The organism is Citrobacter sp. RHBSTW-00859 (assembly GCF_013729795.1).
GTDB lineage: Bacteria > Pseudomonadota > Gammaproteobacteria > Enterobacterales > Enterobacteriaceae > Citrobacter > Citrobacter braakii.
Window position 1 is genome coordinate 3,176,462 of record NZ_CP056284.1, and the last position, 25,323, is coordinate 3,201,784.

The 25,323-nt window shown below is 52.9% G+C and carries 19 protein-coding genes; 7 read left to right on the top strand and 12 right to left on the bottom strand.

What is annotated here, in order from left to right:
* The first annotated feature begins 5 nt into the window (after positions 1 to 5).
* Both ssuC and ssuB read left to right on the top strand, forming a co-directional pair.
* Positions 6 to 797, top strand: coding sequence for an aliphatic sulfonate ABC transporter permease SsuC (ssuC, locus tag HV302_RS15995; RefSeq protein ID WP_181626266.1), 792 nt, complete (start codon positions 6 to 8; stop codon positions 795 to 797).
* The gene (gene ssuB, locus HV302_RS16000) at positions 794 to 1,561 is read left to right on the top strand and encodes an aliphatic sulfonates ABC transporter ATP-binding protein (RefSeq protein WP_016152467.1); all 768 of its coding nucleotides are present in this window, start codon (positions 794 to 796) and stop codon (positions 1,559 to 1,561) included. The genes ssuC and ssuB overlap by 4 nt, the downstream gene beginning before the upstream one ends.
* A 103-nt stretch (positions 1,562 to 1,664) precedes the next feature.
* On the opposite strand, the gene pepN is transcribed toward ssuB, so the two are convergent.
* Positions 1,665 to 4,277 carry an aminopeptidase N gene (gene pepN / locus HV302_RS16005; protein ID WP_181626267.1) on the bottom strand — a complete coding sequence of 871 codons (2,613 nt, stop codon included), beginning with the start codon at positions 4,275 to 4,277 and terminating at the stop codon, positions 1,665 to 1,667.
* A gap of 265 nt (positions 4,278 to 4,542) precedes the next feature.
* Here pepN and pncB point away from each other — a divergent pair, with 265 nt between their 5' ends.
* The 4 genes from pncB (at position 4,543) to aspC (ending at position 10,362) form a co-directional block, all read left to right on the top strand.
* Positions 4,543 to 5,745: a nicotinate phosphoribosyltransferase gene (gene pncB / locus HV302_RS16010; RefSeq protein ID WP_047414144.1), complete on the top strand. Its 1,203-nt coding sequence runs from the start codon at positions 4,543 to 4,545 to the stop codon at positions 5,743 to 5,745.
* Positions 5,746 to 5,910: 165 nt separating this feature from the next.
* Positions 5,911 to 7,311 carry an asparagine--tRNA ligase gene (gene asnS, locus HV302_RS16015; RefSeq protein ID WP_016152464.1) on the top strand — a complete coding sequence of 467 codons (1,401 nt, stop codon included), beginning with the start codon at positions 5,911 to 5,913 and terminating at the stop codon, positions 7,309 to 7,311.
* 600 nt (positions 7,312 to 7,911) lie between these two features.
* Positions 7,912 to 8,988, top strand: coding sequence for a porin OmpF (ompF, locus tag HV302_RS16020; protein ID WP_016156126.1), 1,077 nt, complete (start codon positions 7,912 to 7,914; stop codon positions 8,986 to 8,988).
* Between the two features lie 183 nt (positions 8,989 to 9,171).
* Entirely contained in the window at positions 9,172 to 10,362 is a 1,191-nt protein-coding gene (gene aspC, locus HV302_RS16025) for an aspartate transaminase (RefSeq protein ID WP_181626268.1), read from the top strand.
* 54 nt (positions 10,363 to 10,416) lie between these two features.
* On the opposite strand, the gene HV302_RS16030 is transcribed toward aspC, so the two are convergent.
* The 7 genes from HV302_RS16030 to cmoM form a co-directional block, all read right to left on the bottom strand.
* A complete protein-coding gene (locus tag HV302_RS16030; RefSeq protein ID WP_003035823.1) occupies positions 10,417 to 11,064 on the bottom strand; it encodes an MBL fold metallo-hydrolase in 648 nt (215 codons plus the stop codon).
* Between the two features lie 28 nt (positions 11,065 to 11,092).
* Positions 11,093 to 11,641: a YcbK family protein gene (locus tag HV302_RS16035; RefSeq protein ID WP_016152461.1), complete on the bottom strand. Its 549-nt coding sequence runs from the start codon at positions 11,639 to 11,641 to the stop codon at positions 11,093 to 11,095.
* A 177-nt stretch (positions 11,642 to 11,818) separates the two neighbouring features.
* Positions 11,819 to 13,570: a L,D-transpeptidase gene (gene ldtD / locus HV302_RS16040; RefSeq protein WP_181626269.1), complete on the bottom strand. Its 1,752-nt coding sequence runs from the start codon at positions 13,568 to 13,570 to the stop codon at positions 11,819 to 11,821.
* Between the two features lie 256 nt (positions 13,571 to 13,826).
* Positions 13,827 to 18,287, bottom strand: a complete 4,461-nt coding sequence (gene mukB, locus HV302_RS16045) for a chromosome partition protein MukB (RefSeq protein WP_181626270.1) — start codon at positions 18,285 to 18,287, stop codon at positions 13,827 to 13,829.
* Complete coding sequence (gene mukE, locus HV302_RS16050) at positions 18,287 to 18,991, bottom strand: chromosome partition protein MukE (protein WP_016152457.1); 705 nt, start codon at positions 18,989 to 18,991, stop codon at positions 18,287 to 18,289. The genes mukB and mukE overlap by 1 nt, the downstream gene beginning before the upstream one ends.
* Entirely contained in the window at positions 18,972 to 20,294 is a 1,323-nt protein-coding gene (gene mukF, locus HV302_RS16055; RefSeq protein ID WP_016156123.1) for a chromosome partition protein MukF, read from the bottom strand. The genes mukE and mukF overlap by 20 nt, the downstream gene beginning before the upstream one ends.
* The gene (cmoM, locus tag HV302_RS16060; protein ID WP_181626271.1) at positions 20,287 to 21,090 is read right to left on the bottom strand and encodes a tRNA uridine 5-oxyacetic acid(34) methyltransferase CmoM; all 804 of its coding nucleotides are present in this window, start codon (positions 21,088 to 21,090) and stop codon (positions 20,287 to 20,289) included. The genes mukF and cmoM overlap by 8 nt, the downstream gene beginning before the upstream one ends.
* 135 nt (positions 21,091 to 21,225) lie before the next feature.
* Here cmoM and elyC point away from each other — a divergent pair, with 135 nt between their 5' ends.
* Positions 21,226 to 21,990, top strand: coding sequence for an envelope biogenesis factor ElyC (gene elyC / locus HV302_RS16065; protein ID WP_181626272.1), 765 nt, complete (start codon positions 21,226 to 21,228; stop codon positions 21,988 to 21,990).
* A gap of 35 nt (positions 21,991 to 22,025) precedes the next feature.
* Here the strand turns inward: elyC and HV302_RS16070 are convergent, their stop codons facing one another.
* From HV302_RS16070 to HV302_RS16085, 4 genes are all read right to left on the bottom strand, one after another.
* Positions 22,026 to 22,919, bottom strand: a complete 894-nt coding sequence (locus HV302_RS16070; protein ID WP_016156120.1) for a YcbJ family phosphotransferase — start codon at positions 22,917 to 22,919, stop codon at positions 22,026 to 22,028.
* A 163-nt stretch (positions 22,920 to 23,082) separates the two neighbouring features.
* Complete coding sequence (gene kdsB / locus HV302_RS16075; RefSeq protein ID WP_016152452.1) at positions 23,083 to 23,829, bottom strand: 3-deoxy-manno-octulosonate cytidylyltransferase; 747 nt, start codon at positions 23,827 to 23,829, stop codon at positions 23,083 to 23,085.
* Complete coding sequence (ycaR, locus tag HV302_RS16080) at positions 23,826 to 24,008, bottom strand: protein YcaR (RefSeq protein WP_003035793.1); 183 nt, start codon at positions 24,006 to 24,008, stop codon at positions 23,826 to 23,828. The genes kdsB and ycaR overlap by 4 nt, the downstream gene beginning before the upstream one ends.
* A 51-nt stretch (positions 24,009 to 24,059) precedes the next feature.
* Positions 24,060 to 25,292, bottom strand: coding sequence for a winged helix-turn-helix domain-containing protein (locus tag HV302_RS16085; RefSeq protein WP_181626273.1), 1,233 nt, complete (start codon positions 25,290 to 25,292; stop codon positions 24,060 to 24,062).
* Between the last annotated feature and the right edge of the window lie 31 nt (positions 25,293 to 25,323).

Sequence of the window (25,323 nt, forward strand, 5' to 3'; positions counted from 1 at the left end):
TGCTGATGGCAACGCCGAAAAACAGGTGGTTACTGCGCCTCGCGCCCTGGTTTTTACCGGTTGGGTTGGTCGCGCTCTGGCAGCTCGCATCATCAATGGGCTGGTTGTCCACCCGCATCCTGCCCTCTCCGGAGGGCGTTGTCGAAGCCTTCTGGACGCTTTCCGCCAGCGGCGAGCTTTGGCAGCATCTGGCGATCAGCTCCTGGCGCGCGCTGGTAGGCTTCTCCATCGGCGGATCGATTGGCCTGACGCTGGGACTGATTAGCGGTCTTTCGCGGTGGGGAGAACGCCTGCTGGATACTTCGGTGCAGATGCTGCGTAACGTGCCGCATCTGGCGCTGATCCCACTGGTGATTTTGTGGTTCGGCATTGATGAATCCGCCAAGATCTTTCTCGTCGCGCTGGGCACGCTTTTTCCGATTTACATCAACACCTGGCATGGGATCCGCAATATCGATCGCGGTCTGATAGAGATGGCTCGCAGCTATGGGCTGTCTGGTTTTTCACTATTTATTCATGTGATCCTCCCCGGCGCCCTGCCCTCGATTATGGTTGGCGTGCGTTTTGCTCTCGGGCTGATGTGGTTGACGCTTATTGTCGCGGAAACCATTTCAGCCAATGCCGGCATTGGTTACCTGGCAATGAACGCCCGCGAATTTCTGCAAACCGATGTGGTCGTGGTGGCCATTATTCTCTACGCCCTGCTCGGCAAACTTGCCGACGTCAGCGCCCAATGGCTGGAGCGGATCTGGCTGCGCTGGAACCCGGCTTACCATGTGAAGGAGGCTACCGTATGAATACCGCACGCCTGAACCAAGGCACGCCGCTTTTACTGAGTGCCGTGACGAAACAATACGCCGCCAATACGGTGCTCAATCAGTTAGATTTGCACATTCAGGCCGGACAGTTTGTTGCCGTGGTTGGCCGCAGCGGAGGAGGAAAAAGCACGCTACTGCGTCTGCTGGCTGGGCTGGAGTCTCCCACCTCAGGTGCATTACTTGCCGGAACCACCCCGCTGGCAGAAATTCAGGAGGATACGCGAATGATGTTTCAGGATGCGCGTCTGCTACCCTGGAAGACGGTTATCGATAATGTGGGTCTGGGTCTGAAAGGTCACTGGCGCGATGCGGCCCGGGACGCGCTGGCCGCAGTTGGGCTGGAGAATCGTGCTCAGGAATGGCCTGCTGCCCTGTCCGGTGGACAAAAACAGCGCGTGGCCCTGGCGCGGGCATTAATTCATCGTCCCGGTCTGCTGTTGCTGGATGAACCCCTCGGTGCGCTGGATGCCTTAACCCGCCTTGAAATGCAGGAGCTGATTGTCTCTTTATGGCAAGAGCACGGCTTTACCGTACTGCTGGTCACCCATGACGTCAGTGAAGCGGTGGCAATGGCCGATCGCGTGTTGCTTATTGAAGATGGAAAAATCGGACTGGATTTAACGGTGGATATTGCGCGACCACGCCGGATTGGTTCGGTGCGTCTGGCAGAGCTGGAAGCAGAAGTGTTGAACCGGGTAATGCAGCGTAGCGAAACGGAACAGCCGATCCGCCGGCATGGATAAGCATTCAGAAAAATCAGGCCCAGTAAGCGCAAGCGCCACCGGGCCTTTTGCCGGATGGCGGCGTTACCGCCTATTCCGGCTTACAAAACGACAGGTCAACGTTTCAGGCTAACGCTTTGGTTACCTTCTCGAACAGATCGCCGGAGAGATTCTCCAGACCTTTCAACTGTTCCAGCGCCGCGCGCATCTGCGTCTGACGTTTTGCATCATACCGTTTTAAGCGAATCAGCGGCTCAATCAGACGTGACGCCACCTGCGGGTTACGGCTATTGAGTTCAGTCAGCATGTCGACCAGGAACTGATAGCCGCTGCCATCTTCCGCATGGAATGCCGCCGGGTTGCTGCCCGCAAAGGCGCCAATCAGAGATCGGATTCGGTTCGGGTTACTCATACTGAAGGAACGGTGCTTCAGTAAGCCACGTACCGTTTCCAGCACGTTTCTCGCCGGGCTGGTGGATTGCAGGATAAACCATTTGTCCATCACCAGACCGTCATGATGCCACTTATCGTCATACTCCTGCATTAGCGTGTCGCGGCAAGGCAGTTGCGCCGCGACTGCCGCGGACAGCGCCGCCAGCGCATCGGTCATATTGTTTGCTTCACGGTACTGCTTGCTGACCAGCGTGTCGGCCAGATGGGTTTCGCCAAAGGCCAGGAAACGCAGGCAGGCATTACGAAGCGTACGCTTGCCAATATCGGCATGCTCAACGCGGTACTCATCAAGATGATTAGCGTTATAGATGGCGAGGAATTCATCCGCCAGTTCGGCCGCCAGCGTGCGAGTTAACGCTTCACGTACTTCCGTTATCGCCACCGGATCGATAATGTCGAACAGTTCAGCTATTTCATTCACCGAAGGCAGCGTCAGAATCTCTGCCGCCAGTGCCGGATCGATTTTCTCATCCAGCAAAATCGCCCGGAATGCATCGGCCACGTGTACCGGCAGCGACAGCGGCTGTCCCTGCTGATGGCGGGCTACGTTGAGCTTAATATAGGTCGCCAGCAAGCTTTGCGCCGCGTCCCAACGAGAGAAATCGTTACGCGCATGACGCATCAGGAAAGTCAGCTGCTGATCGCTCCATTTGTATTCCAGTTTTACCGGTGCGGAGAATTCGCACAGCAGTGCCGGAACCGGCTGGAAGTAGACATTATCAAAGACAAACGTCTGCTCAGCCTGGGTGACATTGAGTACGGAATTCACCGGGTGCCCGCCTTTTTGCAGCGGGATCACTTTCCCTTCGTTGTCATACAACTCGAGGGCGAAAGGAATATGCAGCGGCTGTTTTTCGGCCTGATCCGGCGTGGCCGGCGTGCGCTGGCTGATAGTCAGCGTGTACTGCTCAGTGGATGGATTGTAGTCATCATGCACGGTCAGAATCGGCGTACCGGACTGACTGTACCAGCGGCGGAAATGCGAAAGATCGACGTTGGACGCATCTTCCATCGCCTGCACGAAATCATCACAGGTTGCAGCGCTGCCGTCATGACGCTCAAAATACAACTGCATCCCTTTCTGGAAGTTAGCCTCACCGAGCAGGGTGTGGATCATACGAATAACTTCAGCGCCCTTTTCGTACACGGTCAGGGTATAGAAGTTGTTCATTTCAATGACCATATCCGGACGGATAGGATGCGCCATTGGGCTGGCATCTTCGGCAAACTGCAGGCCGCGCATGGTGCGCACATTGCTGATCCGGTTTACCGCGCGTGAGCCGAGATCGGAACTGAACTCCTGATCGCGGAACACGGTTAATCCCTCTTTCAGGCTCAACTGGAACCAGTCGCGACAGGTCACGCGGTTGCCGGTCCAGTTGTGGAAATATTCGTGACCGATGACGCGCTCAATATCGAGGTAGTCTTTGTCGGTGGCGGTATCGGTACGTGCCAGTACATATTTGGAGTTAAAGATGTTCAGACCTTTATTCTCCATCGCCCCCATGTTGAAGAAATCGACCGCGACAATCATATAAATGTCGAGGTCATATTCGAGGCCAAAGCGCTCTTCATCCCATTTCATGGAGTTTTTCAGTGAGGTCATCGCCCACGGCGCGCGGTCCAGGTTGCCGCGATCGACGTACAGTTCCAGCGCCACTTCACGCCCGGAACGGGTGGTAAAGGTGTCGCGCAGGACGTCGAAATCACCGGCTACCAGCGCAAACAGATAACACGGTTTCGGGAACGGATCCTGCCACTGTACCCAGTGACGACCATTTTCCAGTTCCCCCTGCGCCACACGGTTACCGTTGGAGAGCAGGAACGGATATTGGGTTTTATCGGCGATAATTTTGGTGGTAAAACGCGCCAGGACATCCGGCCTGTCGAGATACCAGGTAATATGGCGGAACCCTTCCGCTTCACACTGGGTGCACAGCGCGTCGCCGGACTTGTACAGTCCTTCCAGCGCGGTATTGGCCGCCGGGCTAATTTCATTCACGATACGCAACGTGAAACGTTCTGGCAGTTGACTGATGACCAGAGCGCCCTCTTCTTCTTTATACTCTGCCCACGGCTCGTCGTTCACGTGGATCGACACCAGGGTCAGATCTTCGCCATTCAGGCGCAGGGGCGCATCGGACGCGCCATGACGGACAGCCTGGCTCACGGCGGTGACCACGGTTTTTTCAGCATCCAGGTCAAAGGTCAAGTCAATATCAGTAATCTGGTAATCCGGCGCACGATAGTCGTGACGGTATTTGGCTTGTGGCTGTTGTGTCATAAAAAACCTTTAGCATCTTTGGTAGAGTCTCGGCTTCAGTCTATTCCTGTTGCGTAAATCGCGCTACGCAGAATGTTCATCTTTTCAGGCACAAACACCCTTTTTGCTACATTTTTATAACACGCGGCACGAATTGCCCTCGACCAGAAAGACAGCTTATGGTGTGATCGGGGTTCAATAAATCGCTAAACAAGGTATACTCCAGCGGTTTTCTTAGTTGTTTATTGTACTAAACGCTCCCGTGAGAGGATGCTACTGCGCACCTATGACACAATTCGCTTCTCCTGTTCTGCACTCGCTGCTGGATACAGACGCTTATAAGTTGCATATGCAGCAAGCCGTTTTTCACCACTACTATGATGTACAAGTAGCGGCTGAATTTCGTTGCCGTGGCGATGACCTGCTCGGTATTTATGCCGATTCTATTCGTGAGCAGGTGAATGCTATGCAACACCTGCGACTGCAGGAGGACGAGTACCAGTGGCTCTCCGGCCTGCCTTTCTTTAAAGCTGATTACCTCACCTGGTTACGTGATTTCCGCTATAACCCGGAACAGGTTTGCGTCACCAATGATAACGGTAAGCTGAACATCCGCTTAACCGGGCCGTGGCGTGAAGTGATCATGTGGGAAGTCCCGCTGCTAGCGGTTATCAGCGAGATGGTACACCGTTACCGTTCGCCCGAATCAGGCGTCCCGCAGGCACTCGATGAGCTGGAAAGCAAACTAGTAGAATTCTCTGCTTTAACGAAAGATGTCGATATGTCCCGCTTCCATCTGATGGATTTCGGTACGCGTCGTCGTTTTTCACGTGAAGTACAGCAGGCTATTGTTAAACGCCTGCAGCGAGAGCCCTGGTTTGTCGGCACCAGTAACTACGATCTGGCCCGCCGCCTGTCATTAACCCCAATGGGCACGCAGGCGCATGAGTGGTTCCAGGCTCATCAGCAAATCAGCCCTGAGCTTGCCACCAGCCAGCGCGTTGCCCTGGCCGCCTGGTTAAATGAATACCCTGACCAACTCGGCATTGCGCTGACCGATTGCATCACCATGGATGCGTTTTTACGCGACTTTGGCGTCGAGTTTGCAACCCGCTATCAGGGTTTACGCCATGACTCAGGCGACCCAGTGGAATGGGGTGAAAAAGCCATCGCCCATTATCAAAAACTGGGCATTGATCCGCTGAGCAAAACGCTGGTGTTTTCAGATAACCTCGATTTGAAAAAAGCGATTGAGCTCTACCGCCACTTCTCTTCTCGTGTGCAGTTGAGTTTTGGTATTGGCACACGTTTAACCTGTGATATTCCCCAGGTTAAGCCGCTCAATATTGTAATCAAGCTGGTGGAATGTAACGGCAAACCTGTGGCGAAGTTATCTGATAGCCCGGGTAAAACCATCTGCCACGATAAAGCGTTCGTGCGCGCGCTACGCAAAGCCTTCGATTTGCCGCATATTAAAAAAGCCAGTTAAACCTTTCAGGGAGCCAGTTTGGCTCCCTTTTCACGCTAATTTCCGAAATCTTTCACTCCAGCTACGAATTCTGCTTGTCTGATTGCAGATGCCAGGTAACATAGGTATCCCCCCATTACGGGTGGACATGTGTTTATATATCCGACTATTAACAGAGAGAATATTATGAGCGTTGTGCCTGTAGCCGACGTACTCCAGGGCCGCGTAGCCGTTGACAGCGAAGTCACCGTGCGCGGATGGGTGCGTACCCGCCGAGATTCAAAAGCTGGCATCTCCTTCCTCGCCGTTTATGACGGTTCCTGCTTTGATCCTGTACAGGCCGTCATCAATAATTCTCTGCCCAATTACAATCAGGACGTACTGCGCCTGACGACGGGTTGTTCAGTTATCGTAACGGGTAAAGTCGTTGCATCACCTGGACAAGGACAGAGCTTTGAAATTCAGGCCACTGAGGTTGAAGTAGCCGGCTGGGTTGAAGATCCTGATACCTATCCAATGGCGGCTAAGCGTCACAGCATTGAGTATCTGCGTGAAGTGGCGCACATGCGTCCACGTACCAACATGATTGGTGCTGTCGCGCGAGTACGTCATACGCTGGCGCAAGCGCTGCATCGCTTCTTCCACGAGCAGGGTTTCTTTTGGGTATCGACTCCGCTGATCACCGCTTCCGACACCGAAGGTGCCGGTGAAATGTTCCGCGTGTCTACGCTGGATCTGGAAAACCTGCCGCGTAACGATCAGGGCAAAGTCGATTTCGACAAAGACTTCTTTGGTAAAGAAGCCTTCCTGACCGTTTCCGGTCAGCTGAACGGCGAAACCTACGCCTGTGCTCTGTCCAAAATTTATACCTTTGGCCCGACGTTCCGTGCAGAAAACTCTAATACCAGTCGTCACCTGGCAGAGTTCTGGATGCTGGAACCGGAAGTGGCTTTCGCCGACCTGAACGATGTTGCAGGCCTGGCTGAAGCGATGCTGAAGTACGCGTTCAAAGCCGTACTGGCTGAGCGTGCGGATGATATGAAATTCTTCGCCGAACGTGTCGACAAAGACGCGATTTCACGCCTGGAACGTTTCATTGAGGCTGACTTCGCGCAGGTGGATTACACCGACGCGGTAAGCATTCTGGAAAAATGCGGCAAACAGTTCGAAAACCCGGTTTACTGGGGTGTGGATCTGTCTTCTGAGCACGAACGTTACCTTGCTGAAGAGCACTTTAAAGCGCCGGTCGTCGTTAAAAACTACCCGAAAGATATCAAAGCGTTTTATATGCGCCTTAACGAAGACGGTAAAACCGTTGCAGCAATGGACGTACTGGCTCCAGGAATCGGTGAAATCATCGGTGGTTCTCAGCGTGAAGAGCGTCTGGACGTCCTGGATGCCCGTATGCTGGAAATGGGTCTGAATAAAGAAGATTACTGGTGGTATCGCGACCTGCGTCGCTACGGTACCGTTCCACATTCCGGCTTCGGTTTGGGCTTTGAGCGTTTGATCGCTTACGTTACCGGCGTGCAGAACGTCCGTGACGTTATTCCGTTCCCGCGAACCCCGCGTAACGCCACGTTCTAACCCTGCATTTTTGATACAAAAGCCAGCATTGCTGGCTTTTTTTGTCACCGCTTCACGTTTTGGGATCCCCCTCCCGCGTTTAACACAACCCTTCGCCTTCCCCCTTCCTGTTACGTAATATTTCACCGCAACATATTTGAACAAAAAATAATCATCATTTTTATTGTGGATTAGCATTTTCTGATTAAATAGTACATTTTTTAACCATTTGCACGGCATTCCAGACGTCCAGAAATAGCCATCTGTAAACCATGAACTTTATGGCAGAACAGAGAAAAAAGGAGTTTATCTAAATTAAATATAAGAAAATCATATAAATAGAAATAGAAGTGGTGATTTTTAGCGCACGGACATCTGAAATTTGAAGTTGTTCACAAAGTTGCACAAAAATAACATTTTGTTACACACTTTTTCTTTTTGAAACCAAATCTTTATATTTGTAGCACTTTGACGGTAGCGAAACGATAGTTTGAATGGAAAGATGCCTGTCAGACACATAAAGACACCAAACTCTCATCAATAGTTCCGTAAATTTTTATTGACGGAAATTATTGGCGGCAGTGGCAGGTGTCATATAAAAACCGATGAGGGTAATAAATAATGATGAAGCGCAATATTCTGGCAGTGGTTATCCCTGCTCTGCTGGTAGCCGGGGCAGCTAACGCTGCAGAAATCTATAACAAAGATGGCAACAAAGTAGACCTGTACGGTAAAGCAGTAGGTCTGCACTATTTTTCCAAGCACAACGGTGACAATGCCTACGCACCTAATGGCGATCAGACATACGCCCGTCTTGGTTTCAAAGGGGAAACTCAGATTAACGACCAACTGACTGGTTACGGCCAGTGGGAATACCAGTTCAGCGGCAATAACTCTGAAGGCGGTGATGATGCTCAGAATGGCAACAAAACCCGTCTGGCGTTTGCCGGTCTGAAATTCGGTGATGCAGGCTCCTTCGATTACGGTCGTAACTACGGCGTCGTTTACGATGCTCTGGGTTACACCGATATGCTGCCAGAATTCGGTGGTGATACTGCTGCTTCCGACCAGTTCTTCTCTCAGCGTAACGGCGGTCTCGCAACTTACCGTAACTCTAACTTCTTCGGTTTGGTTGAAGGCCTGAACTTCGCTGTTCAGTACTTGGGCAAAAACGAGCGTGATGACGTTCGTCGCTCTAACGGTGATGGCGTTGGCGGTTCTGTTAGCTACGAATTCGAAGGCTTTGGTATCGTAGGTGCGTATGGCGCGGCTGATCGTACCGATGCCCAGCAAAACCCACTTCTGCGTGGCCACGGCGACAAAGCTGAGCAGTGGGCGACCGGCTTGAAATACGATGCTAACAACATCTACCTGGCGGCGAACTACAGCGAAACCCGTAACGCAACCCGTATCGCTAACGGTTATGCTAACAAAACTGAAGACGTCCTGTTGGTTGCTCAGTACCAGTTCGACTTCGGCCTGCGTCCGTCCCTCGCCTATACCAAATCTAAAGGTAAGGACATCGAAGGAATCGGCGACGTAGATCTGGTGAACTACTTCGAAGTGGGTGCGACTTACTACTTCAACAAAAACATGTCCACCTATGTTGATTACATCATCAACCAGATCGATTCTGACAACAAACTGGGCGTAGGCTCTGACGACACCGTTGCAGTGGGTATCGTTTACCAGTTCTAATAGCAGACCTCTTTGTTAAATGCCTAAAAAACAGGACTTCGGTCCTGTTTTTTTATCTCTGCTAGCGGATTCTTGCGTCTTAAAAAAACACCTCGGCTTTTCGTCAGTAACGGTTGGCATTTTGTAAATCTACCGTTAACCTGATAGCGGACTTCCCTTCTGTAATCACTATGGAACCTCGTCATGTTTGAGAACATTACTGCCGCTCCTGCCGACCCCATTTTGGGTCTGGCTGATTTGTTTCGTGCCGATGACCGCCCAGGAAAAATAAACCTTGGGATCGGTGTATATAAAGATGAGACAGGCAAAACGCCGGTACTGACCAGCGTTAAAAAAGCCGAGCAATATATTCTGGAAAATGAAACCACCAAAAATTACCTTGGCATCGACGGTATTCCAGAGTTTGGTCGCTGCACTCAGGAATTACTGTTTGGTAAAGAAAGTTCGCTTATCAACGACAAACGTGCGCGTACAGCACAGACCCCTGGCGGCACTGGCGCACTGCGTGTGGCCGCTGATTTCCTGGCAAAAAACACCTCAGCTAAACGCGTATGGGTGAGCAATCCAAGCTGGCCAAACCATAAGAGCGTCTTTAACTCTGCCGGTCTGGAAGTTCGTGAATACAACTATTACGATGCCACGAACCACTCATTAGACTTTGATGCGCTGCTGGCAAGCCTCAGCGAAGCGCAGGCTGGCGACGTGGTGTTATTCCACGGCTGCTGCCATAACCCGACCGGTATCGATCCTACGCTGGAGCAGTGGCAAATGCTGGCTCAGCTTTCTGTCGAAAAAGGTTGGTTGCCGCTGTTTGACTTCGCATACCAGGGCTTTGCCCGCGGTCTGGAAGAAGATGCAGAAGGTCTGCGCGCATTCGTTGCGCTGCACAAAGAGCTGATCGTCGCCAGCTCCTACTCCAAGAACTTTGGTCTGTACAATGAGCGCGTAGGCGCCTGTACTCTGGTTGCAGCCGATGCTGAAACCGTCGACCGCGCGTTTAGCCAGATGAAATCCGTCATTCGTGCCAACTATTCCAACCCACCAGCACACGGTGCGTCGGTTGTGGCAACCATCCTGAGCAACGATGCCCTGCGCGCTATCTGGGAGCAGGAACTGACTGATATGCGTCAACGCATCCAACGCATGCGTTTGCTGTTTGTGAATACGCTGCAGGAGAAAGGTGCGAATCGCGACTTCAGCTTTATCATCAAACAGAACGGCATGTTCTCATTCAGCGGCCTGACCAAAGAGCAGGTTCTGCGTCTGCGTGAAGAGTTTGGTGTCTATGCCGTCGCTTCCGGACGTGTGAACGTAGCAGGAATGACGCCAGATAACATGGCGCCGCTGTGCGAAGCGATTGTCGCAGTACTGTAATCTATCGCGTACTAAAAAGGCCGCAATAGCGGCCTTTTTCATTTATCTGCGGTGTTACCAGACAGGCATTTCATCCTGCAGGAACGGATTATGTAGCCGTTCGTTGCCCAACGTCGAAAGTGGGCCGTGACCCGGAATAAACGTCACGTCATCGCCCAACGGCAACAGTTTACGTTTAATCGAATCAATCAATTGACTATGATCTCCGCGAGGAAAATCGCTGCGCCCTACGCCGCCTTTGAAAATCACGTCACCAGAAATCAGTAGCTTTGATTGTTCATCAAAGAAGACCACATGTCCCGGCGTGTGGCCCGGGCAATGCAGTACCTGCAACGTCACGTTACCCACGCTTACCCGGTCGCCTTCATTCAACCAGCGATCGGGCGTCAGCGGCTCACAATCGCCCAGGCCAAACATGCGACTCTGAGCAGGAAGTCCTTGTAACCAGAACTCATCTTCTTTTTCCGGACCAATAACCGGTACACCATAATGCTGTGCCAGTTCAGCCGCCGCACCTACGTGATCAAGATGACCATGGGTGAGCAGGATCTGCATTAGCGTCAGGCCACTGGCATCGACTTCCTGTTTGATTTTCTCAGCATCGCCGCCGGGATCGACCAGCGCAGCCAGACGGGTTTGCTCACACCAGATTAACGAGCAGTTCTGGGCGAATGCAGTGACCGGAATAATACGATAGTTCATACGGCTCCTGTTTCATTAAGCTTATGGATCACCAATGACGCGCCGGTCCGGTGTCAATATGCACAAAGTTACTGCGTGGGTAGTATCCTACACCACCTGCGCGCATAGATAACGCAGCTTTGCGAATATTACTTAATGCGATGCCTTCAATATGGAAATCCATGGCCTGCCCTTTCGTGTGGTAGCTTTTCTTTGCCACACCGCGGCTGTGCGCACGTAATTCATTATTGGTATCAATAGAGCGGTAACCAGAAATAAGCTGTACGGGTTTACGCGTGCCCAGCAGGCCCTGCAGACGGAAGAGTTGATCGAACAATCCCGGATCGATGGATTTCACTTTATTCGCACGAAAATCACGGAAAAAGTGATTAAGTTTAGCTAATTCGTCCTGAATATAGCCCCTGCCATCAAAAAACTCTGCTTTTATTGACTCACCGGTATGCAGGTTATTCAGAGTCAAAATGCGCGGACGTGGGGTAGAGAGTGTAGCAAACGCAGGCGTAGGCAGGATGGCAGCGCCGAGGGCAATACCACCAAGCGCCAGCAGTTTGCGGCGATTAGCGTCAAATTTGTCCATGGTTTTAAGGTCTACAAGGTCAATGTTATCGTATGTATGCTCTAGCGCACGCGGGAAACCTTATCTGGCTAAGTAGTCCACGTCAAGGCTCCCAACCCCAGGAAATACGGGGCTTGCAGCCATTTCGCCCCGTTTCCAGCATAACTTACGACAATTATTTTCCTCGAACTGCTTCATTTATCTGATTAATTGTTCAGCTTTTGACACAATTTGTGCACTGGATCGCGCTGTCTGATCGTAATTGTAAATATCTGTACGATATTGCGTGCGACCATCCGGGCCAACAAATGCGGTCAGATAGTAGAGGTTGACGGGGATATTCTGGCGAATATTCACGTACCTTGTGTCCCCTTGCTTCAGGGCATCCGAGATGCGCGTATCATTCCACCCCGCATCCTGTAGCAGCATATTCGCCAGCTCAGATGCCTTGTTCACGCGCACGCAGCCGGAGCTTAACGCCCGCGAATCCTTCTGGAACAGAGTGTGGTTCGGCGTATCGTGCAGATAAATAGCGTCCGAACTCGGCATATTGAATTTATAGCGTCCGAGCGAGTTACGCGCTCCCGGAGCCTGCTGGAAGCGGAACGGCAGATTGGAGGCGGTGATGGTGGCCCAGTCAACCTGCCACGGATCTATCGTCTCTTTGCTGTTCCAGCCGCGCATTACGGTATAGCCGTGACGCTCAAGATACCCCGGGTCATTCCAAACCTTAGGCAGAATATCCTTCCGGGCCAGCGTCGGCGGCACATTCCACGGCGGGTTAACGACCACGTTATTCAGCGCACTGCTCATCATCGGCGTTTTACGATCGGGACGTCCGACGATAACGCGCGAGGCCAGTACCTGATTGCCGTTTTGATAATACACCAGCGAGTAGGCAGGAATATTCACCATGATACCGGTAGACAGCGTACCCGGCAGCAGGCGCAAGCGCTGAATATTTAACGCCAGTACGCCCGCACGTTGAGCGGGCGTCACGTTCAGCCAGTCACGCGTGGCAGGGCCAATCGCGCCATCGGCCCCAAGCCCCTGCCACGTCTGAAAACGCTTAACCGCGTCAACAAGTTCACGATCGTAAGCGCTACGGCCTTCTTTGGCAGCCGTACTGACAACAGACTCCAGCATCCCGGTACGGCGCAAAATTTCACGCAGCGCAGGGATATCCTTACTCCACTCCCCCGGACGCAGCGTCGCGGTACTGGTCAGTTGCGGCCAGGGCCGCGTATCGCCCACCAGCTTGAGCAGCGAATCATGCATTGCTGCGTACTGCGGATGTTGCGGTGCCAGGCTGGCGACAAACGAAGTCAGTTGACCGTTATCCAGCGCGACTTGCCATTGGTTGATCACGGAAATCGGCGGCGTCGTCAGCGCATAGGGCTTATCGCTATAGAGCCAGCGATTGCCTTTGACGGGGATGTTGGCAATAAAGTGCAGATACCCCATCATCGCATCTGAGAGCACGATATCTCGCGCCTGACCGGTTACTGCAGGGTCAGTCAGTAAAGCGACCCAGGTGGTGAACTGCGGCTGAAAGCCGGCAATCGCCACTTCAGCTAACTGTTGCTGAAAGGCTTTTACCGCATCACGATTATCCCACATCGGTTTCATTTCGCGTGCGGCATACAGCAGTTCCAGTTGGCTCATATAAACCGGTGTGAAGCCCGCTGGAAGTTGAGATTGTAATTCGGCGCGGGCTTTATCAACTGACACGCCCTCGGGCAGTGGTTGGATACCTGCCATGATAGCCGTCGCGGAAGATTGAGCCTGCGGCTGCGATAACGCTGTTGGCTGTTCACTGACGGTCGCTGAGCTATCGCCAGGGATCATTTCAGGCTCATCGGCCTGCGCATTGAACAGTGGAGCGAATGTTACGGCCAGGCACAAACTAATTGCCGACAGCCGACGACCACACATTTTATTAAGCAACATCCCTTGCCCCCTGTTTTTTTATCATACTTTGAGTAGCCAGGCCGTATGTCTTCCCCTTATTTTGGCGGGGCCGAACCTGTAAAACGCCAATACAAGCTGAAGTATGACGAGCAAGCCTGTGACGCGTTAGGCTTACCTTTAGTATATAAACATGAAAAAATTTTTGCCTAACCTAATGTAAAGAAGTTTAAAGAAATTACACCAGTTATTGAGAATTTCCGGAAAAAATGAAGGCGGCCATTTAGCCGCCTTTTATTTAGCTTGCCTGCGAGGAGGCATCTTCGGTGCCAGGCAGCGGCTCAGGTAACTGAGGCGCAAACCCGCGCAGACCGACCACGTGAACGTGTTCGGTGTTCTGGAAGACTTTACGCACCAGTTTGTAGGTGGTGCCTTTCTCCGGGCTAATGTTTTCTGGGGCTGCGATAATCAGCTGCATTTGCAGACGCTCGCACAGTTCAAACAGAGTCGCGATAGAGCGTGCATCAAGTCGCGCAGCTTCATCCAGGAACAGCAGACGGCAAGGAGAAATATCTTTCCCGCGCAGTCTACGCCCTTCGTCTTCCCAGCTTTGCACAACCATCACCAGAATAGACATCCCGGTCCCGATCGCTTCACCGGTTGACAGCGCGCCAGATTCAGCACGCAGCCAGCCGTCAGAGCCACGGTTAACTTCAACTTCCATTTCCAGATAGTTACGGTAATCCAGCAGTTCTTCACCAATGGTTTGCGGCGTACGTTGCCCCATATCAATCTGCGGATTCAGACGCTGATACAACTTCGCCAGCGCTTCAGAGAAGGTCAGACGATTGCTGTTAAACAGATCCTGGTGCTGCTCATGCTGTTCGGAAAGTACGTCCAGCAAGGTAGCATGCGTCTCGCGTACGTTGACGTTCAGACGAACGCTGTTTACCTGGCCAAACGACACGCTTTGCAGCCCCTGGTTCAGCATGCGAATACGGTTCTGTTCGCGCTGAATGGTCTTACGAATGATATTCGCCACGCTGCGAGAGCTGATCGCCAGTTTCTGTTCGCGGGACGTTAATTCTTCCGTCAGACGGCTCAGCTCAATCTCCATCTGTTCGATCGCTTCAACCGGATCATCGGTACGGATAATATCCTGGCGAATACGCTCACGCAGATGCTGATAAACCGCGACAAAGAACTGAATTTTACGCTCTGGACGTTTTGGATCTTCAGACATGCGCAGTACATCACGCAGGTGTTCGTTATCCGCAACCGCCAGGCGCAGCGCACCAAGCGCCTTATCCGACATCGAGCGCAGTTCATCACCGGAAAGATACGCCAGCTCACGACGGTGCAGGCGGCGTTCAACGCCGTTATCTTTCACCATCCGCATCACCGCACACCATCCGGCTTTCGCGGTAACCACCTGCTCGCGCATCTCAAAATAATCACGTTCCAGCTTGCGCAGCCTGCGGGTCAGGTTTTCCATCTCCGCTTCGCAGAAGGTCAACGCTTTTTCCAGTTGGTTACGGCGCGCACGGTTGTTGCTGAGCTGCGCATGCAGTTCATCACGACGAATACGCGCGCGCTCTTCGGCACCGCTGTCCGCACGAACGCCAATATCCTGCAGTTCACGTTGTAAATCGTTAAGCAGCTCTTTTTTGGTGTCATAGGAGCTTTTCAGCGACGCCATGACCTGGTTGTACTGGCTTAACTGTGCAGCGTGACTGCGTAGCGCTTCACGGGCGCGGGTACGTTCAGCTTCCGCCTGTTCCAGGCGCTCACGCAGTTTTTCGTTCAGATCGCTGTTGCCGCTAAGCATTTCAGCAGAGTCGGAATAGCTAAAGTGCGCCCGGCGCTGCACCACTTCGGTCAGAGCAAAAGCTTGCTGACGCGCATCGCGCTGCATCTGCTGGGAATACGCGTAGTCTTCCTTCAGTTGTTCAAACTGCTCAGGGTCATTTTGCAGGACCGAAACAATCGGTTCCAGTTTGGCTAACTGGTTGCCATGTTGCTGTACAAAACGCGCTGCTTCCTGGGCTTCATCCAGGCGCTCACGAATTTCGTCCACGCGATCGGCCAGCGTGTCATCCGCCAGCAGATTCAAACGCGGGAGAAGGCGGTTAAGAGCGGAGACCCCCTCTTTCGCCTGCTCAAACTGCATACGGCTTTGCTGATTATCATTTTCATGATTGGTCAGCGCCCGTTCCAGTTCAACGCGACGGCCATTCAGTTGGCGAATTTCCGCTTCCGGATCGGCTTCAAACGCCACCGACAAATGACTGCCAATGAAACGACTGAACGCCTGATGCAGACGCTGGGTTTTCTGGACGTCAAAGGAGAGCGTTGCGAAACGTTCAGACAGCCCTTCACGCTCGGCATGCAGGGTTTCAATACGGCTTTCGCGCGCTGCACGGCCAAAAATCGGCACCGTCGGGAAGCGGGAATAACGCCACTGACGCTCGGCGGTTTTCACCACTACCGCTTTTTCCAGCTCATCAACGCTGAAAACGCTGTCATCAAACGACTGCGGATCCCCTTCGATGAAATAGAGATCTTCCGGACAATCCGTCAGCCCTTCAAGCTGCTCGGTAATCAGCGACAGATCCGGCACCACGATGGCATGACGCGAAGGACCGTACAGCGCAGAGAAGTACGGCGCATCTTCAAGGCTAACGTCGTCATAGATTTCTGACAGCAGAACGCCACCGAAGCGCTCCGCCAGCGCGTTCAGACGCTGATCTTCCGCCCCGCCCGGCTGACTTAAACGTTCAATTTCTTCATCAACTGCATTTTTGCGCGCACCGACTTCATCACGCTCAACAATGGCTTCACGCTCGCGCTCCAGCAGTTGTTGCAGATACTCAGTCACGTCCTGGCTTGAGGTAAACTCTTCGCCACACTGCTCGCTAAGCTGATTCAGGCTATTCTGCGCGGCCAGCCAGACAGGCGCACGTTTCATCAGGTGCTGGATACGAGACTGCAGTTGTTCCTGCTCCTGACGCAACGTCATACGCTGTTCGCTGGCAGAAGAGACGCTGTCCGACAAGGCGGCGATGCGTGCTTCCAGTTCCTGGTGCAGCGCTTCCAGCTCATCGATATCGAACTGTTTACCCTGACGCTTGCAGAATTCAGCCAGCAGACGCTCGGCATCTTGCTGTTCGCGCAGACGCTGCTCCAGTTCGCTGAGTCGCATACGCAACGGCTGAACCTGTTCCGCCAGGTGGCGCTGTTCAACGCCTTCCCGCAGCAGTTCACGCGCCACGCTCCAGGCTTCACCACGCGCCAGCGGGCCATTGATAGCCGCCACCAGCTGATAAGCCTGTTCGAACTGGCTGTGCGCGGTTTGCGCCACGCTCATTTTTTGTTCCAGCGTCAGCAGTTTTTCAGTGGCTTCCTGCTCTTTAGCCTGGAAGGTTTCCAGCCATTCAGCAGCGCTGTCGGCGGTCAGATCCGGTAAGTGGCAGAGCTCTTTCGCCCGATTCAGCGCCTGGATCGCCTGGGTATATTGGATGGCTCGCGTTTGCTGGACGTCCAGCGCTTGCTGATAATCGGCAAGCTGGCTTTTCAGCTCATCCACTTCCAGTTCCGCGGCTTCTGCGCGGGCTTCGTTTTCATCCTGGCGGTCAACGGCTTCCGCGACCACCTCATTTTGTTCTTCGAGACGGACCTGCAGTTCTTCGAGATCCGCTTCGTAGCGTTCAATTTTTTCCTGCTGACGCAGAGCGGTTTGCACCAGATTCAGGTGATCGCTCGCGGCCTGGTAATCAGCTTCCAGATCGCCTTCCGCGCCGTTATGCTCGCCCAGTTCGCGCGCCATATCCACGTGCTTATACTGCTCCGCGGCCAGCTGCTTACGTGAAGTATGCAGCTCACGACGATATTCCAGCGCTTTATCAAGATGGATACGACGTTCGTTGGCGTGACGCATATAATCCGCGGCCACATAGTTAGTCGCTTCGCTGATCAAATGCTTAAACAGATCGCGGTCAGACTGAGTTACGCGAATCGCTTCCAGCGTCATGCGGTTTTCACGCAGCGCAGCTTCCATATCCTGGAAGGCTTTACGTACGCCGCTGTTTTCCGGCAGCAGGTAGTCACGCAGTGAACGGGTAATGGCACTGGAGATCCCGCCGTACAGCGAGGCTTCAATCAGACGATAGAATTTACTACGGTCAGACGCGGAACGCAGACGACGGGCGATGATGCCCAGATCGAACATCAGTGAGTGATAATCGGTGATTGAGTTGAACTGTTTAAACTGCACACCTTCCATCTCATCAAGCTTCTCTTTCAGCTCAGAGAGGGACAGCACGCGCGCCTGGCGTTCATTCAGCGTTTCCGTCACCAGTTGGGTTGGCTGCACCGACATCGGCAGCCCCTGAATGGCAAACGGTTTGATATCCACTTTACGATCGCGACCAGCAACCTGTTGCAAACGCACCCCCACCACCACGCGCTGATGGCGCGAGTTGAGGACGTCGAGCATTGAGTAACAGACGCCCGCTTTCAACTTACCGTGCAGGCCCTTATCACGTGAACCACTGGTTGCACCGGCTTCGGTGGTGTTACGGAAATGCAGCAGGGTTAAGTCCGGAATGAGCGCTGTAACAAATGCCGCCATGGTGGTGGACTTACCCGCACCGTTACCGCCGGACAGCGTGGTAACCAGTTCATCAAGGTCGAACGTACGGGCAAAAAAACCATTCCAGTTAATCAGCGTAAGTGAGCGAAATTTACCGCGTTCAATCATTATTCTTCTTCTCCACTGTCCGGCTGATTCTCTTCGGGCTCATCGTTGAGCTGCAGGCGGTTCTCGACCGGCATCGCTTCGCCATCACGAATTAAGCGACGCTGCGCTTCGCGCGGATCGTCACCGCTGCGCACGTCCGCGCCAAAGCGGAAGACTGATTCCGTAATACGGAATTTGCTGCTGTCGTGACCCATAAACCACACCATGCCTAAACGGCGCAGACGGTTTAGCGAAGAACGAACTTTTTCCTGTAGCTTCTGGCGATCAACATCTGAACCGGTTGAACGGTTGTTCACCAGTTTCAGCAGCTTCGCTTCATCAGCCAGCGTTAGCAGCTCGTCGTACAACTCTTGCTGGGTAAAAATCCCTTCGTTCGCCAGGCGTTCCGGGCTGAGATAGAGATAGCAAAGAATTTTACCGACCATCATGTCCAGTTCAGACAGGACCGAACGGGGAATGAGCGTCGTTGAACGCGGGCGAAGGTAGAAGAACCCTTCCGGCGCACGGATCAATTCCACGTTATAGCGGCTGTAAAACTCTTCAAAATATTCCTGAAAATCCATCAGGAAGGCATGATTATCCAGTTCATCCAGACCGATATGGCGGCCCGAACGTAAGGCGCTGTCCAGCGCCGGAAATAACGGATTCGCCAGCGCCTGCGCCAGCTTTACCGGCATCACTTGTTCAATATTTGTCAATGACATGCGCCTGTACCTTGGCTCCGTAATCATTAATCGGCTGCCATTTGGCTGGCAGTCCGGTGAAGTCTGCTTGCGCTACGCCAAGGCGTACCGCCTGATCGATAACTATGCGCGCGACGTCGAAATGACGCGCACGTGGGTATTGCGCCAGATACTCGCGCACGACCAAACCGAGATCCAGTGGTGTTTGTCTGGATTTGTAGATAGCTAGCTGTTCTTCGATGATCGCCGCCAACTGTTCACGGATCTCGTTAAATTCTTCATATTCCAGATCTTCCGGAAGCTCGCCGGTGACCTCTTCGTCACGCAGCACCATCTCTTCGTCACGCATATCCAGCAGACGATCGGCGTTGGCATAGGTTAGCGCCCACGGATCGTCAAAATATGTCTGCACGGACTGGCGCAAACGCTGGGCAAAGACGCGGTTTTTATCCATATCGATCGCGGTACGGATAAACTTATGCACGTGACGATCGTAGCCGATCCATAAATCAATGGACTGCTGACCCCAACTGATAATGCGGTCGAGCTTACTTTGTAAGTCAAACACCAGCCGATCGACGAAATGCAAATCGTCATGCGTCATCGTGGCGTCCTGGATGTGTAACAGGTGAGCCTGTAGCTTATCCCCCGCCGCTTCCAGCGTATCCTGCAGTTCACGCAGCGTACCAGACGTTTCAGAGAGCAGCAGTTCACAGCTGGAGATCGCCGCCCGCCAGTCTTTATTAAGCAACTGTGCGATGTCGTCTTTTACCTGCTGCTGCTGTTCATCCATGATGCGCTGGGTCAGATCGATACTGTCGAAAATCTCCGCCACCGAGTATTTCAATGGCGCGTAGACGTTGCGATGCCAGTGGAACTCATCGCCACCTTCCGCTGCCGCATCCGCCGCGCGCTTTAGTTCACCAGCAACAATCGACAGCTGCATTGAAAGACGCAGCGTAGAGAATTCGCGCTGACGAATGTAGTAATCCGTGATGCCAATTCCCAATGGCGTTAAACGATATATAGCGTTGCCTTCCGCCTGCTCGCTGGTAAAGCGGTTCAGCAGACGTTGACGCACCATATCGTTGATCGCGTTGTTGGCGCGTACGCCGATGGTTTCGCTGGTTTGCTCAAACGCATCACTCACATGGCGGAACGCATCCACCAACTCACCTTCACTCATCTCGCCGTCAAGTCGCTCACCGTTCAGGGTCGCGACCGCCAGCAGGAACGAAAGTCTGTCTACCGGCAGAGAGATGGAGAAGTCATTTTTTCTGGCCCAGGCAACCAGTTCGGGGACTGTCTGGGAAAATTCACTCATAAATTATCCTTGCATCTGCGGCTCGGGCCGAACTTTTAATCGCGGTGACATGAATATAGCGCCCAAGGCTGATATACGGTTCCTGGCGGCAATAACGCGTTTCTAACTCAAGTAACATTTCAAAGTCGTCATGCTGTTTATGTTTATCTCGCAGATAATCATGAAACACACGGACGCCCGTTTTACCGGTTATCTGCCAACCGATCTCGTCCAGCCACTGGTAGACCTGCCCCGGATCGCGTGGGTAGTCCGGTGAAAGCGTGCGTTTTTTACGTTTCGGCATCCCCACCTGCACATAGTCAAAGTTCCCTGCGACCATGTTATGCATCAACAGACCGTTAGCATTGTAGAACATTAACGACAGCGCGCCGCCTGGACGCGATACTGACCACAGAGTCTGCAACACGCTGACCGGATCTGTCACCCACTCCAGCACAGCATGAAACAATATCAGATCAACCGGGCTTTCCAAATGCGAAGCAACATCCTGAGCGGCGCATTGTATAAAATGCATGTTCCCGCTCACACCTTTTGCCTCTGCCGCCTGTTGCGCTCGGGCGATCATCTCGCCAGACAGATCGCATAATGTGACGAAATGTCCTCGTTGCGCCATTTTGATGGCCGTTTGCCCTTCACCACCACCGGCATCCAGAATGTGCAGTTTTTGCTCACCGAACGTTTCCAGTAATCGATCCAGATCCTGCCAAAGGATAGCCTGTCTTAATTGACCTTTGGTGGTGCCGTAAATGTTACGGGAAAACTTCTCTGCAATGTCATCAAAATTGCGATCCCGCATCGGGCTCTCCGCATACTGGCTTTAGGGTGACTAAGTAAAACCGCTATTTTGTCACACCCACGCCGAGAATGAACCTTCCTGGTGTAATATCCCTGCAGATCCCCTGCTGTATGGTTAAAAAAGGAACCAAAAAGGATGCTTTTTACGCTGAAGAAAGTGATTGGCGGTATGATGCTGCCGCTGCCACTGATGCTAATTATGATGGGTATTGGCCTGGCGCTGGTCTGGTTCAGTCGCTTTCAAAAAACAGGGAAAGTGTGTATTAGCCTGAGTTGGCTGGCACTGTTACTCCTTAGTTTACAGCCCGTCGCCGACAGACTGTTGAAACCGATTGAGGACAGTTATCCAACGTGGCAAGGTTCGCAAAAAGTGGAATATATTGTGGTGCTGGGCGGAGGGTATACCTGGAATCCGCTGTGGGCGCCGAGTTCAAATCTGATCAGCAACAGCCTTCCACGTCTGAATGAAGGTATTCGCCTATGGCGCGCAAACCCGGGATCGAAGCTCATCTTTACCGGCGCTGCTGCAAAGACGAATAACGTCAGTACCGCAGAAGCTGGCGCCCGCGTAGCGCAGTCGCTGGGGGTGCCAGCCGATGAAATCATCACCCTGGATCACCCCAAAGATACCGAAGAAGAAGCCGCAGCGGTAAAGAAGACCATCGGCAATGCGCCGTTCCTGCTGGTAACCTCTGCCTCCCACTTACCGCGGGCGATGATCTTCTTCCAGCAGGCCGGCTTGCATCCGCTGCCAGCGCCAGCCAATCAGTTAGCAATTGATTCACCGCTTAATCCGTGGGAGCGCGCTATACCCTCACCCGTCTGGTTGATGCACAGCGATCGCGTTGGTTACGAAACCCTGGGACGTATCTGGCAGTGGCTGAAAGGATCGGAACATTGACAGGAATGTTGCCTGATAAGGTGTTCACATGTTTATCATGCGAGCCACGGCAGCAATGATTTCGTTGCCAGGTCAAAGTTGGAACGATTAAAGCGTCCGGTGTTGACCAATTGCGTCACTTCATCCCATAACACATACAACCAGCGCCGCCAGATGAATGACTCCGCCACTGGCGCGCGCTGCAGGTATTGCCAAAGCAGGCTTTCCGCCAGCGCATTATCCATCAAGCGGAACAGTTCATATTCCCTTGGCGCCCACAGCATCAACCCCGGTCCCACCATAGCCAGAAGCTGATCGCTACGGGCGTCTTTGAGCATGCTACGTAAACTGAAATTACCGTGGATCAGCACGCAGTTATCATTGAATCCTTCAAATAAGGCAGGCAAACACTCACGCGTGCGAAACAGGATCCGCTTGTCCTGCATCGTTAGCCCGGTATTGTTGAACTGATTTAACGTGGTCCACAGCACCTCAACCCGCTGACGATACCAGGATGGCCAGATATTCTCTTGCGTGTTATCCACCATTCCCACGCAGCCAGCACTATCCTGCCGATGCCATGACAGCAGTCCTTCTACGATCTGATCTTTTAAATGTTCCCAACGTTCGGGCGTTCGGGCAGGCGCTTCCACCGGCACTCCACGTAAACGCTCAAGCAGTAGCACATCAGGACCGGGATGTTCCTCGTGGGTTAAGACCCCATAAATGACGGGCATACGCACCGTACCACTGCGCGCCAGCATGGAGGTTTTCCATGCCAACTGCTGCGCCATACCCGGTGTGGTGAAACTTCTCGCCATCAGTGGCATCGGATTTCCCTGGCTGTCGTACAGTGACCACAGGGCCGTATCCACTTTTTCATTCACGCATTCTATACGACTGAGTTTTTCACCCAACAGATGACTGAGTTCGGCACGCAACTGTTCCATTTCGGATTGCCCTCATAAATGCTACTGCTTTCATAATGAGCGTCGTGCAGACAGATGTCACCCGGATGAGATCAATTGATGAAAAGAAAAATGGCGGGAAAGCGTAACGATATGACACTCCTCCCAAAAATTCGCGTCATCAGGGGGAGTGTCGTGAGAAAAACTAACGCATTTCGGCGCGAACGCGCTCAAGATCTTCGGCAGTGTCTACGCCGGTACCGGGTACTTCTTTTGCGACGGCAACATGAATTTTTTCGCCGTACCACAGCACACGTAGTTGCTCCAGCATTTCAATATGCTCAAGCGGGCTAGGCTGCCAGTTAACATAACGGCGGATAAAACCAGCGCGATAGCCGTAAATACCCAGATGTCGCAGGAAGGTGTCACCCACCGTTTCCAGGCTTTTAGCGAAACGGTCGCGATCCCACGGAATGGTCGCGCGTGAAAAATAGAGCGCATAACCTTCGGCGTCCAGAACGACTTTCACCGCATTCGGATTAAATGCCTCTTCCGCACTGTGAATCGGGGCAGCAAGGGTCGCCATACCGACCTGTCGCTGTGCCAGATTCTCAGCGACCTGGCGAATAATGACCGCCGGGATCATCGGCTCATCACCCTGTACGTTCACAATAACGGTATCATCGCTAAAGCCACATTTCTCGACGACTTCCGCCAGACGCTCCGTACCGGACTGGTGATCGGCGCGGGTCATGCATACTTCCCCCCCCACCGCTTCTACCGCGCGAGCGACATCTTCGTGATCGGTCGCAACAATAATACGTTCAGCGCCAGATTCACGCGCACGCTCCAGCACATGCACGATCATCGGCTTGCCATTGATATCCAGTAGCGGCTTGCCCGGCAAACGTGTGGACGCATAACGCGCAGGAATAATGACCACAAAACTCATGATTTACTCTCATCAGCAGTCAGAACGCGAGCTTCGGTTTCCAGTAACACGGGAATGCCATCACGCAGTGGGAAAGCAAGGTTATCCAGTTTACAAATCAGTTCCTGTTTTTCCTGGTTAAACCAGAGTTTGCCATTGCATACCGGGCAGGCAATGATTTCAAGCAGACGATGATCCATAGTTCCTCCAGATGGACCGGATTGTGAATCCGTAAATATTAACATAATCGCTTACCGTGCTGGGTCTATTTCCCAACCATGGCGCGCATCAGCAAATAAACCTTCAGGATAGCGTCCCAGCGTCACACGTGTTGCCTGCTGCCAGCGGGCAAAATCATCAACCGCCTGAAACAATCCTTTTTGCAAAGTAACCCCAGGTTTGACGCCATCCTGTAACCAGAGCGAAATCACTTCCAGTACGCCCGTTTTGCGGTGCATTTTGGCATCCATCCGCCCAACTAACTGCCCGCGATGCAGCAGCGGCAAGACGAAATAACCATACTGACGTTTCGGTGCTGGCGTGTAACATTCGAGCCGATAGCTAAAATCGAATAGCTGCTCTGCCCGTTTACGATCCCAGACCACCGGATCAAAGGGTGATAATACTGCGCTATGCGTTGCCGTTAATTTACCCGTCAATGCCTGCTCCAGCAGCGGCTGAAGGTGGCTATGCAGCCACAGGGTTCCTAACCCTTCGACATCGACAGGAATAATCTGTTGCTGCTGTGCACGTACGTTGCACCAGTTTTTTAGCGCCGGACGCTTCAGGCGATAGTAGTCTGCCAGCCATTGTTCGCGAAAAATCCCCAGACTGCGGGCACTGTTATCCAGCATGAGGCTTTCTGCTTCTTCCTGTGAAAGCCGGTCGCGTTCATCATCCCAGTGCGGCATGACGCGATGGGTTAAATCATACACTCGCTGGAAATTACGCCGTTCCACCACCATCACTTTCCCGGCGGTGAACAGGCCTTCAAGATGACGCTTATGCGGTTTCCATGCCCACCAACCGCTGGCCCCCTTGCGCAGATGCTCAAAATCGGCAGAGCGTACTGGTCCGTTATGCTGGATGTGCTGGAGCAGTTGCTCAATCTCATGCGCATGTTCTTTCATCCACTCCGCTTTATATTTCCAGCCCATTTTCTCCGGGGCCAGCATGCGGTGACGTATCAGCATAAAGTCGCTACGCGGCAAAAAGCAGGCCTCGTGCGCCCAGTATTCCATCAGTTCGCCCCGCTGCAATGCGTCATCCAGCCACTGGGGCGAATAATCACCCAACCGACTAAACAGCACCAGGTAAGGGCTGCGCGCCACAATATTGATGGTATCGATTTGCAGTAACGACATGCGCGAAATGGTAGCAAGAATATCTGCTGGGGTTGCCCGACGGCGTGTTTTTTTCAGCAGCCCTTGAGCGGCAAGGTGAAGATGACGGGCATCCGTCAAAGAAAGACGCGGCAACGACATTTATGGCCTCATAAATGATTCGCTGCCGCAG